This window comes from Arthrobacter globiformis (assembly GCF_030818015.1).
Lineage (GTDB): Bacteria > Actinomycetota > Actinomycetes > Actinomycetales > Micrococcaceae > Arthrobacter > Arthrobacter globiformis_C.
This window is the reverse complement of the sequence record NZ_JAUSZX010000001.1, coordinates 2,929,218-2,941,977: the sequence shown is the minus strand read 5'-3', so window position 1 is coordinate 2,941,977 and position 12,760 is coordinate 2,929,218. Positions and strand designations below refer to the sequence as shown.

The 12,760-nt window shown below is 66.7% G+C and carries 12 protein-coding genes; 3 read left to right on the top strand and 9 right to left on the bottom strand.

What is annotated here, in order from left to right; all coding sequences use genetic code 11:
* Positions 1 to 49 precede the first annotated feature (49 nt).
* The 5 genes from dop to QFZ23_RS13695 form a co-directional block, all read right to left on the bottom strand.
* Positions 50 to 1,669, bottom strand: a complete 1,620-nt coding sequence (dop, locus tag QFZ23_RS13715) for a depupylase/deamidase Dop (protein ID WP_306926849.1) — start codon at positions 1,667 to 1,669, stop codon at positions 50 to 52.
* A 50-nt stretch (positions 1,670 to 1,719) separates the two neighbouring features.
* On the bottom strand, positions 1,720 to 3,465 hold the full coding sequence (gene arc, locus QFZ23_RS13710) for a proteasome ATPase (RefSeq protein ID WP_306923719.1): 1,746 nt from the start codon (positions 3,463 to 3,465) through the stop codon (positions 1,720 to 1,722).
* Between the two features lie 82 nt (positions 3,466 to 3,547).
* Positions 3,548 to 4,615, bottom strand: coding sequence for a tRNA (adenine-N1)-methyltransferase (locus tag QFZ23_RS13705; RefSeq protein WP_306923718.1), 1,068 nt, complete (start codon positions 4,613 to 4,615; stop codon positions 3,548 to 3,550).
* Between the two features lie 130 nt (positions 4,616 to 4,745).
* Positions 4,746 to 5,915, bottom strand: coding sequence for a site-2 protease family protein (locus tag QFZ23_RS13700; protein WP_306923716.1), 1,170 nt, complete (start codon positions 5,913 to 5,915; stop codon positions 4,746 to 4,748).
* A 12-nt stretch (positions 5,916 to 5,927) separates the two neighbouring features.
* Positions 5,928 to 6,656 carry an HAD family hydrolase gene (locus QFZ23_RS13695; protein ID WP_306923714.1) on the bottom strand — a complete coding sequence of 243 codons (729 nt, stop codon included), beginning with the start codon at positions 6,654 to 6,656 and terminating at the stop codon, positions 5,928 to 5,930.
* A gap of 163 nt (positions 6,657 to 6,819) precedes the next feature.
* Here QFZ23_RS13695 and QFZ23_RS13690 point away from each other — a divergent pair, with 163 nt between their 5' ends.
* Positions 6,820 to 7,725, top strand: a complete 906-nt coding sequence (locus QFZ23_RS13690; protein WP_003802259.1) for a PAC2 family protein — start codon at positions 6,820 to 6,822, stop codon at positions 7,723 to 7,725.
* A gap of 67 nt (positions 7,726 to 7,792) precedes the next feature.
* Here the strand turns inward: QFZ23_RS13690 and mshC are convergent, their stop codons facing one another.
* Positions 7,793 to 9,085, bottom strand: coding sequence for a cysteine--1-D-myo-inosityl 2-amino-2-deoxy-alpha-D-glucopyranoside ligase (mshC, locus tag QFZ23_RS13685; RefSeq protein WP_306923711.1), 1,293 nt, complete (start codon positions 9,083 to 9,085; stop codon positions 7,793 to 7,795).
* A gap of 15 nt (positions 9,086 to 9,100) precedes the next feature.
* Positions 9,101 to 9,934 (bottom strand): undecaprenyl-diphosphate phosphatase, encoded by an 834-nt coding sequence (locus QFZ23_RS13680; protein WP_306923709.1) that lies wholly within the window; start codon positions 9,932 to 9,934, stop codon positions 9,101 to 9,103.
* 50 nt (positions 9,935 to 9,984) lie between these two features.
* Here QFZ23_RS13680 and QFZ23_RS13675 point away from each other — a divergent pair, with 50 nt between their 5' ends.
* Positions 9,985 to 10,923: an aldo/keto reductase gene (locus tag QFZ23_RS13675; RefSeq protein WP_306923707.1), complete on the top strand. Its 939-nt coding sequence runs from the start codon at positions 9,985 to 9,987 to the stop codon at positions 10,921 to 10,923.
* A gap of 25 nt (positions 10,924 to 10,948) precedes the next feature.
* Here QFZ23_RS13675 and QFZ23_RS13670 read toward each other — a convergent pair whose 3' ends face one another.
* Positions 10,949 to 11,212, bottom strand: coding sequence for a hypothetical protein (locus QFZ23_RS13670; RefSeq protein ID WP_306923705.1), 264 nt, complete (start codon positions 11,210 to 11,212; stop codon positions 10,949 to 10,951).
* Positions 11,213 to 11,251: 39 nt separating this feature from the next.
* On the opposite strand from QFZ23_RS13670, the gene QFZ23_RS13665 reads away from it, so the two are divergent.
* Positions 11,252 to 11,485: a DUF5703 family protein gene (locus QFZ23_RS13665; RefSeq protein ID WP_102973612.1), complete on the top strand. Its 234-nt coding sequence runs from the start codon at positions 11,252 to 11,254 to the stop codon at positions 11,483 to 11,485.
* 109 nt (positions 11,486 to 11,594) lie between these two features.
* Here the strand turns inward: QFZ23_RS13665 and QFZ23_RS13660 are convergent, their stop codons facing one another.
* Entirely contained in the window at positions 11,595 to 12,755 is a 1,161-nt protein-coding gene (locus QFZ23_RS13660) for an acyl-CoA dehydrogenase family protein (protein WP_306923703.1), read from the bottom strand.
* Between the last annotated feature and the right edge of the window lie 5 nt (positions 12,756 to 12,760).

The following is a 12,760-nucleotide window of genomic DNA, read 5'->3' as shown; positions in this document are numbered from 1 at the left end:
GACATCCTGTATGCCCATATTGCCACGCAAAGGGCCTTCGCGGGGCGCATTATGCCGGTGGCGGAGCCGGTGCCGATCCGAGGAGTTCCGCAAGGAACGGTGCCGCCTCGCGGTGCCTGTCAAACAGGCCTCCGGTCAGCGCCTTCGTGCCCCGCAGCGGTTCCCGGGTGGGCACGCGCTGCAGCCTTCCGTAGCCCGGCACGTCGAAGATCACCGAGTCCCAACTGGCCCCCACCACGTCCTTGCTGAAGCTGCTGACGCAGCGTCCGCGGAAGTACGCGCGGGTGTCCGACGGCGGTTCCGTCACCGCGGCGGCGATGCCAGCGTCGTCGACGATCCGCTGCATCCGGTTCCGGGAGAGCAGGCGATAGTAGAGCCCCTTTTCGGGGCGGAGGTCAGCCCACTGCAGGTCCACCAGACCCAGCCTGGCGTCATCCCACTGGAGCCCGTCGCGCTGGCGGTAGCCCTCCAGGATGGACAGCTTGGCCAGCCACTCCACCGAGGTAGCGGCGGCGGCCCGGTCGCTGTCCAGCTGGGTCAGGGTGGTGGCCCACCGCTCAAGCACGGCGTGGGTGTGGCCGTCGCCATCAATGGCGTCCGAGACACCCGTATCCTGGGCGAGCTTGGCGGCGGCCTCGTGGTACATCCACTGCAGGTCCAGCGCCGTCACCCGGCGGCCGTCGAGCAGCCTGATCTTGGTGGTGAGGGTGGTGTCGTGGCTGATGGCCTGCAGCGCAGCCACCGGCTCGTGGACCTCGATCCGCGGCGCGAGGCCCGCCTCGATCAGGCTGAGCACCATGGCGGTGGTCCCGAACTTCAGGTAGTTGGACACCTGGCTCAGGTTGGCGTCGCCGATGATGACGTGCAGCCGCCGGTACTTGTCCGCTGTTGCATGGGGCTCGTCGCGGGTGTTGATGATGGGGCGCCGGATAGTGGTTTCGAGCCCCACCTCCGCCTCGAAGAAGTCGGCCCGCTGGCTGATCTGGTAGCCGGACCGGGAGCTGTCCTGGCCCATGCCCACCCGCCCCGAGCCGCAGATGATCTGCCGCGAGACGAAGAACGGGGTCAGCCCGCGGACAATGTCTCCGAACGGCACAGACCGCGGCATCAGGTAGTTTTCGTGCGACCCGTAGGACACGGACTTGTTGTCGGTGTTGTTCTTGTAAAGGTTGACGGCGGGAAGTTCCGTGTCGCTGGCCAGCCTGCGGACCGCGGCCAAGCCCACGAGGTCCCCGGCGGCGTCCCAGGCAACTGCCGCCGCAGGGTTGGTGACCTCCGGGCTGGAGTACTCGGGGTGGGCGTGGTCCACGTAGAGCCGTGCCCCGTTGCCGAGCACCATGTTCATCAGCAGTGATCCCGATTCGTCCTCGCCGTCGAGCTCAAGCTCTTCCCGGCCGTAGGCAAGAGCCACCGCCTCGGCGTCCAGCACGGGCGGCTGGTCCGTCAGCTGGCTCGGGTGGGCCTGGCCGCGTTCGAGGGTCCAGCCGCGGGCGTCATGCAGCGGCTCCTCGTCCGTGTAGTCCCAGCGGGTTTCAGCGCCGCCGGCGGCCCGGAGCCGAGTGACCTGGGCGTAGGCCTGGACCACCCTGGCGGACATCATGGTGGCATTGGCGCCCGGTGCGGCCGGGGCGTGGATCCCGTATTCGGTTTCCGACCCCATGACCCGCATGGCGCCGCCAGCTGGCAGGCCACCTCCCAGCGACGATTCGGAGCCGGCCGTCACAGGTACTGGCCCGTGTTGGGCATGGTCTCGATGGATTTGCCGGGCTCTTGGCCGGCCTTGCCCTGGACGATGGTGCGGATGTACGTGATGCGCTCACCCTTCTTGCCGGAGATGCGCGCCCAGTCATCCGGGTTGGTGGTGTTGGGCATGTCCTCGTGCTCACGGAACTCATCGACGACGGCGCGCAGCAGGTGGTCGATGCGCAGGCCCTTCTGCTGGGTGGTCAGGAGGTCCTTGATGGCGTACTTCTTGGCACGGTCCACGACGTTCTGGACCACGGCCCCGGAGTTGAAGTCCTTGAAGTACAGCATCTCGGTGTCGCCGTTGGCGTAGGTGACTTCGAGGTACTCATTGGACTTCTCGGTGGAGTACATGGCTTCCACTGTCCGCTGGATCATGGCGTCCACCGTCTCCTGGACGTCGCCGTCGTGCTCCACCAGATCGTCCTCGTGGAACGGCAGGTCCGGGGTGATGTACTTCTTGAAGATGTCCGCCGCGGCCTCGGCGTCGGGACGGTGGATCTTGACCTTCACGTCGAGTCGGCCGGGGCGCAGGATGGCGGGGTCGATCATGTCCTCGCGGTTGGAGGCACCGATGACGATCACGTTGTCCAGCCGCTCCACGCCGTCGATCTCGCTCAGCAGCTGCGGCACGATTGTGGTTTCGACGTCTGAGGAGATGCCCGTGCCGCGGGTGCGGAAGAGCGAATCCATCTCGTCAAAGAAGACCACTACGGGGCTGCCGTCCGAGGCCTTTTCGCGGGCCCGGGAGAAGATCAGCCGGATGTGGCGTTCGGTTTCGCCGACGTACTTGTCGAGGAGTTCGGGGCCCTTGATGTTGAGGAAGTAGCTCTTCAGGTCAATGTTGCCCGAGCGTTCCGCGGCCCGCGCGGCAAGGGAGTTTGCCACGGCCTTGGCGATGAGCGTCTTGCCGCAGCCCGGAGGGCCGTAGAGCAGGATGCCCTTGGGCGCCTTGAGCCCGTGTTCGCGGTACAGGTCCGGATGCAGGAACGGCAGTTCGATGGCGTCCCGGATCTGTTCGATCTGCGGGCCGAGGCCGCCGATGTCCTCATAGGTGATGTCCGGGACTTCCTCCAGGACGAGGTTCTCGACCTCGGACCGCGGGACCTTTTCGAGGGCGTACCCGGTGCGGGAATCAATGGACAGGGCATCGCCCACGCGCAGCTTCTCGCTCAGGAGCGGGCCGGCGAGCCGGATGACGCGCTCCTCGTCGGCACGGCCCAGCACCAGGGCGCGGTCCGGGCCGAGCAGCTCCTTGAGCGTGACGAGCTCGCCCGCGCGCTCGTAGCCGAGGCCGGCCACCACCAGGAGAGCCTCATTGAGGAGCACTTCCTGGCCGACCGCCAGCTGGTTGATGTTGACCAGGGGGCTGATGCCAACCCGCATTTTGCGCCCGGCGTTGAAGATGTCCACCGATTCCTCGGTGGCTGCCTGGCCGCTGCCTGCGGCCTGGCGCCGCGGGTTCAGCTGGAGGATGGTTCCGAAGCTGTACGGCGGCTGACCCTCCTGGTCCAGGGCGTTCTTCAGCCGGAGTATTTCCGCCTTGGCAGTTTCCAGCATCGCCACGAGCTTGGAGTTGTTCTGCGTGGCAGCTGCCAGTTGGCGGTCGATATGCCTCAGTTTGTCCCTGAGGATATTGACCTGCCGGTCCGCGACAGACAGTTCGTTGGCGCCAGCCTGCTCAGCCGGCGTAGGCACGGAGTCATTGTTTGGCGTCTCCATGATGCATCAGCCCCTTCCTGCGCTTCTCTTAAGACGATAGCCCCAAGTTGGCTGGTAGAGCCGACGACATCCGAAATACGGACTAGTTTGTGATCTCCGGGTCGTCCTTCACGTTGGTGCCGGCGATCGCGTCCCGCGCGGCCCGGCGGAGCTTCTTGTCGGAGACGAGGCGTTCCCCCACGGCGCCGGGTGTCCAGGCATTGACGTCCTCTTCGTTGAACTCGGTCTTGGATGGGCGCCGCTTGACGGAAATGCCGGTGACGCCGTCGGCGAGCCGCCGGGTAACCAGCAGGAAGCCAGTGTGGGCGACCATGCGGTGGTCGGGACGGACGGCCAGTCCTTCGAGGTGCCAGCCGCGGACCATCGATTCCCAGGCGTCCGGCTCGGTGAAGCGGCCGTCGGCGCGGATGGCTTCCGCCGTGCGGGAGAGCTGGGTGACGGTGGCGACGTAGTTGATCCACACGCCGCCGGGGGCCAGGACGGTGGCCACGGCGTCGAGGCATTCCCAAGGCGCCAGCATATCCAAGACCACGCGGTCGATGGACCCGGGCTCTTCGGCGCGGACAACTTCCTCCTGGAAGTCCCCGAGGGAGATCTGCCAGGCCGGGTGCGGGCCGCCGAAGATGGTCTCCACGTTGCCGCGGGCGATGGCGGCGAATTCCTCGCGGCGTTCGAAGGAGTGCAGGTAGCCCTGGTCCCCTACCGCACGCAGCAGCGAGATGGACAATGCACCTGAGCCCACGCCTGCCTCCACCACGCGGGCACCCGGGAAGATGTCAGCCATGGTGATGATCTGGCCGGCGTCCTTGGGGTAGACCACCGCAGCGCCACGGGGCATGGACAGGACAAAGTCGGACAACAGCGGGCGGAGCGTCTGGTACTGCTGGCCCACGTTGTTGACCACCACCGAGCCGTCCACCTTGCCGATGATGTCATCGTGGTTGAGGAAGCCGCGGTGGGTGTGGAAGGCTCCGCCGGCCTCGAGGCTGATGGTGTTCATGCGCCCGCGCTCGTCCGTCAGCTGGACCCGTTCGCCTTCGCGGAAGGGGCCGCGCCGGCGGGCAGCGCCGACCGGCTGGTCCGCCGTCCCGGCTGCAGTGCCGGAGGAAAGGCCCGTGCTGGCTCCGTTGGCGGCAGATTCGCTGCTCATGACTGTGTCCTCGCTCCTGTAAAAGCTGTCTTGGCGTGCACCGTGGCGGTCCGGCAGGGCGCCGTGCACCCGCTGCCGATTTCACGACCGGCACGTAACTCTACCGGTTCTGGCCCTGTCGGCGCGTGTTTTAGCGGGGGGCCTTGCCTGTTATGGCCGTCACCACGGCGGACTGCCGCAGCAGGCCGGTGACACTGCCGTTGTGGTCAACCACCGCGTAGTCGTGTCCTTCGAGCTGCGCCAGGTACTGGAGCAGCTCCTGGCCTTTGGACCATTCCGGCACGTAGGCGCCGGCGCCGAGCGGGTAGGCCACCGCTCCGGCGGGGGTGGTGCCGGCCACGGTGGCGGGCACAGCCGCCAGAGCCGCGGGGTCCACCACGCTGTTGGGCCTGCCGTCCGGAGCGCAGAGCACGACGGCGGTCCGCCCGCCTGCCGATGATCGCAGGATGTCGCTGACGCTCCCCGCTTCGGAAAGGCCGACGGCGGGTTCAGCCAGTGCGGCGGCGCTCACCAGATGGAGCCGGCTGCGCAGGCGGCCCTGCTGGATTGACGCTGAAGCGCCCATCCAGAGGAAGCCGCCGACCAGGATGGTGATGAGCAGCATGCTGGTGTCCGGGACGTCTCCGCTGAGCAGCGGCCGGACAATGAACCACAGGCCCAGGGCGATGACGATGACGCGCCCGCCCCAGCCCGCGGCGACGGTGCCCTTGGCGTGGCTGCCGGTGGCCTTCCAGACCGCGGATTCCACCAGGCGGCCGCCGTCCAGCGGCAGCCCGGGCAGCACGTTGAAGATGCCGATCACAAGGTTCGCCCAGAAGAAGATGTTCAGGAGGGTGTCCGCAACTCCGGACAGTCCGCCCGAGGAGATCACCAGCCAGGCCGCCCCGGCGAGCACGAAGTTGGCGGCGGGCCCGGCCATGGCCACCAGCACCGACCGTCCGGGCGTGGCGGTGAAGCTTTCAAACTGGGTGTGGCCGCCCCACAGGTTGAGCACGATTTTCTCGCTGGGCCAGCCGTAGATCTTGGCCGTCAGCGCGTGCGCCAGCTCATGGACGAGCACCGACAGCAGGAGCAGGACCGCGTAGGCGAATGCCACGTAGTACGCCCCAATGCCCAGCGAGGGGCTGCCATGCTGCAGCACCGGTCCGTACACGATCACCGTGAAGGCGGCGATGATGAACCAGGAGTAAGCCAGGATGATGGGAATGCCGGCGATCCTGCCGAGCGGGATGCCCTCGCGTCGGCTGTTCTTCGTCAGCACGTTCGGGGGCTGCTGACCGGATCCCGCGGGATCAGACACGTTCCGGGCTCCTTAGTTAACGTTCTCGAAGGTTGCCGCCGGTTCGCTCAAGCCGAGGCGGAGCCTCACCAGCTCCTCGAGTTCGGCCACACTGCGGCCCGCGAGGGAATCCCACGTGGTCCTGCGGGCGTCGTCCGGCAGCGGCACGATGTGCGGAATGGCCACGGTTACGGCGCCCGACGCCACGGCGGCGGCAACGCCCGGTTCCGAGTCCTCCAGCGCCACGCAGTGGTCGACGGTGAGCTCAGGGTCCTGCTGCTTCAGCAGGTCCACGGCCGTGAGATACGCCTCCGGGTGCGGCTTGCCCCTGGTTACCGTGTCGCCGGTAACGAGGAACTCGAAGTAGGGCCGGGGAAGGCTCGCCACAATCTCGCGGGCCAGCGGTGCCTCTGACATGGTCACAAGGGCACAACGCACGCCGGCGCTGAAAAGTTCATCCAGCAGCTCCCGGGCCCCCGGACGCCACGGCACGTTCTCCCGGACGCGGCTGATCACCTGGGCGGTGAGCGTGTCGATGATCTCGCGGATCTCCAGGCGCACTCCGGCGGCCTGGAGGATGCCGGCCGAGTGGACCAGCGATTGCCCCACGAGCTGCATGGCCTGTTCGTGCGACCACGTCCCCCCGTAGGCCGCGACAAGGTTGTGTTCGGCTTCGATCCAGTACGGTTCCGTGTCAACGATGGTGCCGTCCATGTCCCATAAAACGGCTTTGAGCAAGGGCTGAGTGGCGGCAGATTCCATGCTTTCCACTGTACCGGGCCGCCCCGCGGCGCCTTGCCGCGGGCCACGGGCGTACGCCGTCGGCGAATATCCGCGCCCCGCATGACGCGGATGAGGGGTTTTGTCCCGATCTGCGGCGGTTCGTTCTATGCAACAGCAACGCTTGTGGACGTAGGGTGAAGGGATGAACAGCTTCGACGGAGACACCAACGAACCGGGCACCGCGCCTGAGACGGAGCAGCTACTGCAGCCTGTTCCCGAGGGCCAGCGTATTACTGTGATGCTGGCTGCGTTCGAGGGCTGGAATGACGCGGGGGAAGCCGCCAGCGATGCGCTCCGTTACCTGAACAAGCTATGGGGCGGGAAGAAGGTCGCGTCCATAGACGCCGACGAGTACTACGACTTCCAGTTCACCCGGCCCACCGTCCGCCGCACTGCCTCCGGGGAACGCAAGATCAAGTGGCCGTCCACGCGGATCTACAAGGCCAGCGCTCCCGGCACCAACGTGGATGTGATTTTCATCCAGGGAACCGAACCGTCCTATAAGTGGCGCGCGTACACAGCTGAACTGCTAGTTCATGCCGAGGCGCTTCATGTGGACTACGTGGTCCTGGTGGGTGCACTGCTGGCGGATGTGCCTCACAGCCGCCCCATCCCGGTCAGCACGTCCACCGACGACGGCGCGCTGCGGGAACGGCTCAACCTTGAGGCCTCGCAGTATGAAGGGCCAGTGGGGATCGTCGGTGTGCTGTCAGAGGTATCGCTGCTCGCCGGCATCCCCACCGTCTCACTCTGGGCGGCTGTGCCGCACTACGTTGCACAGGCCCCGTCACCCAAGGCGCAGCTGGCGCTCCTGCACCGCATCGAGGAACTGCTCCAGGTTCCGCTGGACACGCACGAGCTGGCCGAGGAGGCCGAGGCGTGGGAGCGCGGCGTCAACGAACTGGCCACCGAGGATCCCGAAATCGCCGCCTATGTGCGGCAGCTGGAGGAAGCGAAGGACACCGCAGACCTGCCCGAGGCCAGCGGTGAATCCATTGCGCGCGAGTTTGAGCGCTACCTGAAACGGCGGGGCAAGGACAAGCCCTAGGGCTCCGCCGCTTCGACGGTTCCCTGTGCAGGGAACCGTCGAAGCGGGGCGCTAAAGTTCGACGGCGCTAAAGTTCGACGCCGAGAAGTGCGTTGACGGCGTCGCGCACCAGGGCCTGGCCTGCTTCGGACACGCTGTCCGTGTTGTTGAGCCCGGTGTTGGAAAGGGCATTGTCCGCCCACTTGTCCACGGCGCTCAGGGCTGCGGGGGCGTCCAGATCGTCGGCCAGGGCCTCGCGCATCTGCCCGATCAGTTCCTCACCCGATCCGGCCGGCGCCGCGGACAGCGCAGAACGCCACCGTTCGAGGCGTGCCTTGGCCTGCTCGAAGCCTTCCGCCGTCCAGGACCAGTCGGACCGGTAGTGGTGCGCCAGGATTGCCAGACGGATGGCTGCGGGTTCTTCGCCCGCCGCGCGCAGCTTGGAGACGAGGACCAGGTTGCCCTTGGACTTGGACATCTTCTCGCCATCGAGTCCCACCATTCCGGCGTGGGCGAAGTGCTCCGCAAGCGGAACACCGGACAGTGAGTAGGCATGCCCCGCGCCCATCTCGTGGTGCGGGAAAATCAGGTCCGAGCCGCCGCCCTGCACCGTGAAGGGTGCCGGCAGGTACTTCTGGGCGATGACGGTGCACTCAATATGCCAGCCGGGCCGGCCCTTCCCCAGCTCGCCGCCGGGCCAGCTGGGCTCGCCGTCGCGGGCCACGCGCCACAGCAGTGGATCGAGGGCCTGGCGCTTGCCTGCCCGGCCGGGGTCGCCGCCCCGTTCGGCGAACAGTTCCAGCATCTCGGCTTCCGGCAGCCCGGAGACTGCTCCGAGGCTCCAGGCGTCCACGCCGACGGCGTGCTTGCTGGCGGCTTCCACGTCGTAGTAGACGTCGCCGTCGGGCTCGCCCTGGGTGCCGTTTACGCGGTAGGCCAGCCCCTGGTGCAGGAGCCGTTCAATCGCGGGGACGATCAGCGGCATGGCTTCGACGGCGCCCACGTAATGATCGGGGGCAATGACGTTGAGGGCTTCCATGTCACTGCGGAAAAGCTGGATCTGGCTGGCCGCGAGCTCGCGCCAGTCGACTCCGGTAGCTTCGGCGCGCTCCAGCAGGGGGTCATCGATGTCGGTGACGTTCTGGACGTACGCAACCTGCTGGCCGCCGTCGCGCCAGGCGCGGTTCAGCAAATCGAAGGCGACGTAGCTGGCGGCATGCCCCATGTGGGTCGCGTCATACGGGGTGATCCCGCAGACATACATCGACTTTTCGCCCTCGGCGTTCAGGGTTACGGCACGGCCTGCGGTTGTGTCAAACAAGCGGAGCGCGGGCATTTCCCCCGGCAGGACAGGCACGGGGCGGGAGATCCAGGACTTCACAGACCAAGCCTAGTGCTAGGCGCTGATGACATTGAAACCGAGCAGCAGGTACAGGGCGAGGCCCAGGAAGATGCGGTACCAGACAAACAGCCGGTAGCTGCGCGTCGAGATGAACTTCAGGAACCAGCCGATGATGACGTAGCCAATGACGAACGCAATTACCGTTGCCAGGGCCGTCTCCCCCAGTCCGAAGGGGCCGCTCACGCCGTCCTTGGCCACCACCTTGAAGAGCTGGTATAGGCCGCTGCCGAACACCGCAGGGATGGCAAGGAGAAAGGAGTAGCGGGCGGCGGCTTCACGCGTGTAACCCATAAGGAGCCCGGCCGTGATGGTGCCGCCGGAGCGTGAAACGCCGGGGATCAGCGCCATGGCCTGGGCGAATCCGTAGAGGATGCCGTGCTTGTAGGTGAGCCGGGTGAGGTCACGGTCCTGCTTGCCAACGGCGTCGGCCACGGCGAGGATCAGGCCGAAGACGATGAGCATCGTGGCTACGATCCACAGGCTCCGCAGAACGGATTCGATCTGGTCCTGGAACAGCAGGCCCAGGACGATGATGGGCAGGCTGCCCAGAATCACCAGCCAGCCCATCCGGGCGTCCGGGTCCTGGCGCGGGACCCGCCCGGTGAGCGCACCGAACCAGGCCCTCACGATCCGGACGATGTCGCGCCAGAAATAAACAATGACGGCGGTCTCCGTGCCGAGCTGCGTGATGGCGGTGAAGGCCGCGCCGGGGTCCGCCGCATTCGGCAGGAAGGAGCCCACAATCCGGAGGTGGGCGCTCGATGAAATAGGTAGGAATTCGGTCAGTCCCTGCACAAGACCCAGCAGGGCCGCTTCAATCCAGTTCACGCTAAGACCCTACGTCATGATGCGGGTGGTTTCCCCGTAAGCTAGCTGCTATGCAGCAGCGTTACATCGGCAACAGCGGGCTCCGCGCGTCCTCCCTTTCCCTCGGCACCATGTCCTGGTCCCGTGAGACGGATGAGCAGGATGCCTCGGAGCTGCTGCGCACCTTCGTGGACGCCGGCGGGACCCTGGTGGACACCGCGGCCTCCTACGCTGACGGTCAGGCCGAAGCCATGCTCGGCTCGATGCTGGGCGACGTCGTCTCCCGCACGGAAGTGGTCATCTCCACCAAAGCGGGGGTGTCGCCGTCGGACGGGCGGCAGCGGGTGGACGCTTCACGGAACGCCATGCTGTCCGGGCTTGACGCCAGCCTGGCGCGGCTAGGCACCGACTATGTTGACCTCTGGCTCGCCCAAGCGTGGGACCCCAACGTCCCACTTGAGGAGACGTTGTCCGCCCTTGACCTTGCCGTCCGCAGCGGACGGGCCCGCTATGCGGGAATCGCCAATTACAACGGCTGGCAGACTGCCAAGGCCGCCGCAGTCGCCGGGATCCCACTCGTGGCCAACCAGTCCGAGTATTCGCTGCTGCGCCGCAGGCCCGAGGCGGAGCTGGTGCCGGCCATCGAGGATGCTGGCCTGGGGCTGATGGCGTGGGCGCCGCTGGGCCGCGGCGTCCTCACCGGCAAGTACCGCGGTCATGTGCCCTCCGATTCCAGGGCGGCCGGGACGCGGCTGGCCAACTACGTGGAGCCTTACCTTGAGCAGCCGTCATCGCAGGTGGTCGAGGCTGTTGCCATGGCGGCCCGCGGCCTGGGGCGGTCGTCCCTGGATGTTGCGCTGAGCTGGCTCCTGTCCCGGCACGCAGTGGCGACCGCCATCGTTGGCGCGCGCACGCCCGTCCAGCTCAAGGAAATACTGGACGCCCAGCTCACGCCGCTGCCGGCGGAAATTGCACGTGCCCTCGAGGATGTCTCCAGCAGCCTGTGCTAGCCAGAGCCGGGTCTGAACGGGCCGGTTACTCTTCAACGATTTCCAGATCCTCGTCGTCGACTTCGCCGTCTTCCTCTTCGTCTTCCTCGTCATCGAAAACCTGGAGCGGCGTCACTTCGTTGTAGGCCTCATAGAGGGCGTCCTCATAGACTTCGAAGGCATCGGCAACCGCAAAGAATGCCGCCTCCACTGAGGGGTCACCATCACCGCGGCGGGCCGAGGCGGCTGCAAGGTGTTCTTCCAAGGCGGCAGTCAAGGACTGAAGCGCGACACGCGGATCGATGCTCATGCCTTCACGTTAGCGGGAAAAGGACGAAAATGGAGAGCAATGAAGGAACATTTTCTGACCAGCTCAGTCCTGCGGGAACGGGACTACGCACGTCAATACGAGTATCTCGTATTGACCGTGGGTCCTGAGGATTCCCTGCCCGAAGCCCGGCGACGGCTCGTGGAACACTCCGAGTACGGCAAGTGGGAACTCGAGCGCAGCAGGCTGTACGTGGGCGGCGGCAGGCGCTTCTGGCTTCGCCGCCGGGTCACGCAGGTGCAGCGCACCGTCTAGGCCGCTCCGGCCCTCTGCGCGCGCACCACGATGGTGCGCGCCACTTTCTGTTGCCGGTTCCAGCTGGTGCCTCCGGCCCGGGCGGGCGCAGGAAGTGAGCGCTGCCCGATTATTCTTCGAGCGGGCCAAGCCAGGCGTTGGCCACGGTGTTGTGCGCTGACTCGTCGTCGGAGGGGTGGAACATGCCGGCCAGGACGTCACGGTACAGGCGCTCCAGCTCCGAACCCCTGAAATAGCTGGAGCCGCCGGAGACCCGGATGGCAAGATCCACCACCGTCCGCGCCGTCTCCGTGGCCCGGATCTTGACGCCCACGAGCTTGGGAAACCACTGGTTGCCATGGTCGGCCAGGCGGTCCACGTCTGCGGCCACCACCGAAAGCTGCGGGTACAGGGCATCCATGGCCATGGCAGCCTCGGCCACCTTCCAGCGGATATCAGGGTCCTGGGCCAGGCTCCTGCCGCCATTCTTGAATGATGTCCTGCGCCTGGCGGCTTCCACCGCCAGCACCAGCGCCCGCTCCCCGATGCCTGCGTAGACGCCCGCAAGCAGGGTCTCAAAGCAAGCGAAGATCGCGAAGATCAGCGGATCGGCGTTGGGGCCCACCGGCAGCTTCCGGAAGATGCGGCCGGGCGGAACGACTGCACCGTCGAGGATGGTGGTGTTGGACTGGCTGGCGCGCATGCCCAGCGTGTTCCAGTCCTCCAGGATCCGGTAGCCGGCCGTGTCCCGACTGATGAATCCGTGCACCAGTTCACCTTCGCCGTTCCGTGCGGCCAAGTCCTTGCCGAAGATGCCCAGGCGCGTCCAGGCCGGCGAGAGGCTCGTGAAGATCTTGGTGCCCGTGAACGAGTAACCGCCGTCCGGCAGGGGCGTGGCCGACGTCAGCGAATCGAACAGGACGGCGTCGTTGCCTGCCTCGGAATTGCCGAAGGCGAATATCTCCCCCGCCGCTGCCTCCTGCAGCACGAAGTCCAGCGAGGAGTCGCCGCGTGCGGCCAGGACGCTGGCCACCCCTGTCCAGACCAGGTGCATGTTGACGGCCAGCGCGGTGGCCGGGGCCGCCGTCGCCAGCCGCCGCTGGCAACGGACCGCAGCCTCCAGGCCAAGGCCTGCACCGCCGTCGGACTCCGGCACGAAAAGCTTCAGGTACCCGGCGGCGGCGAGTTCCTCGAGATCCTCGGCGAAGAAGCGGTTCTGTTCGTCGTACTCCGCAGCCCTCCCGCGGATCCGCTCGAGCAGGCTGTCAGGAAGCAGCTGTTCCGGTTCCACCGCCA

What these genes read in the sequence shown, in the direction of transcription:
- dop (WP_306926849.1), bottom strand. Translation starts at nt 1,669, where the DNA reads ATGCGGGTCATGGGGTCGGAAACCGAATACGGGATCCACGCCCCGGCC.
- arc (WP_306923719.1), bottom strand. Translation starts at nt 3,465, where the DNA reads ATGGAGACGCCAAACAATGACTCCGTGCCTACGCCGGCTGAGCAGGCT.
- QFZ23_RS13705 (WP_306923718.1), bottom strand. Translation starts at nt 4,615, where the DNA reads ATGAGCAGCGAATCTGCCGCCAACGGAGCCAGCACGGGCCTTTCCTCC.
- QFZ23_RS13695 (WP_306923714.1), bottom strand. Translation starts at nt 6,656, where the DNA reads ATGGAATCTGCCGCCACTCAGCCCTTGCTCAAAGCCGTTTTATGGGAC.
- QFZ23_RS13690 (WP_003802259.1), top strand. Translation starts at nt 6,820, where the DNA reads ATGAACAGCTTCGACGGAGACACCAACGAACCGGGCACCGCGCCTGAG.
- QFZ23_RS13675 (WP_306923707.1), top strand. Translation starts at nt 9,985, where the DNA reads ATGCAGCAGCGTTACATCGGCAACAGCGGGCTCCGCGCGTCCTCCCTT.
- QFZ23_RS13670 (WP_306923705.1), bottom strand. Translation starts at nt 11,212, where the DNA reads ATGAGCATCGATCCGCGTGTCGCGCTTCAGTCCTTGACTGCCGCCTTG.
- QFZ23_RS13665 (WP_102973612.1), top strand. Translation starts at nt 11,252, where the DNA reads ATGAAGGAACATTTTCTGACCAGCTCAGTCCTGCGGGAACGGGACTAC.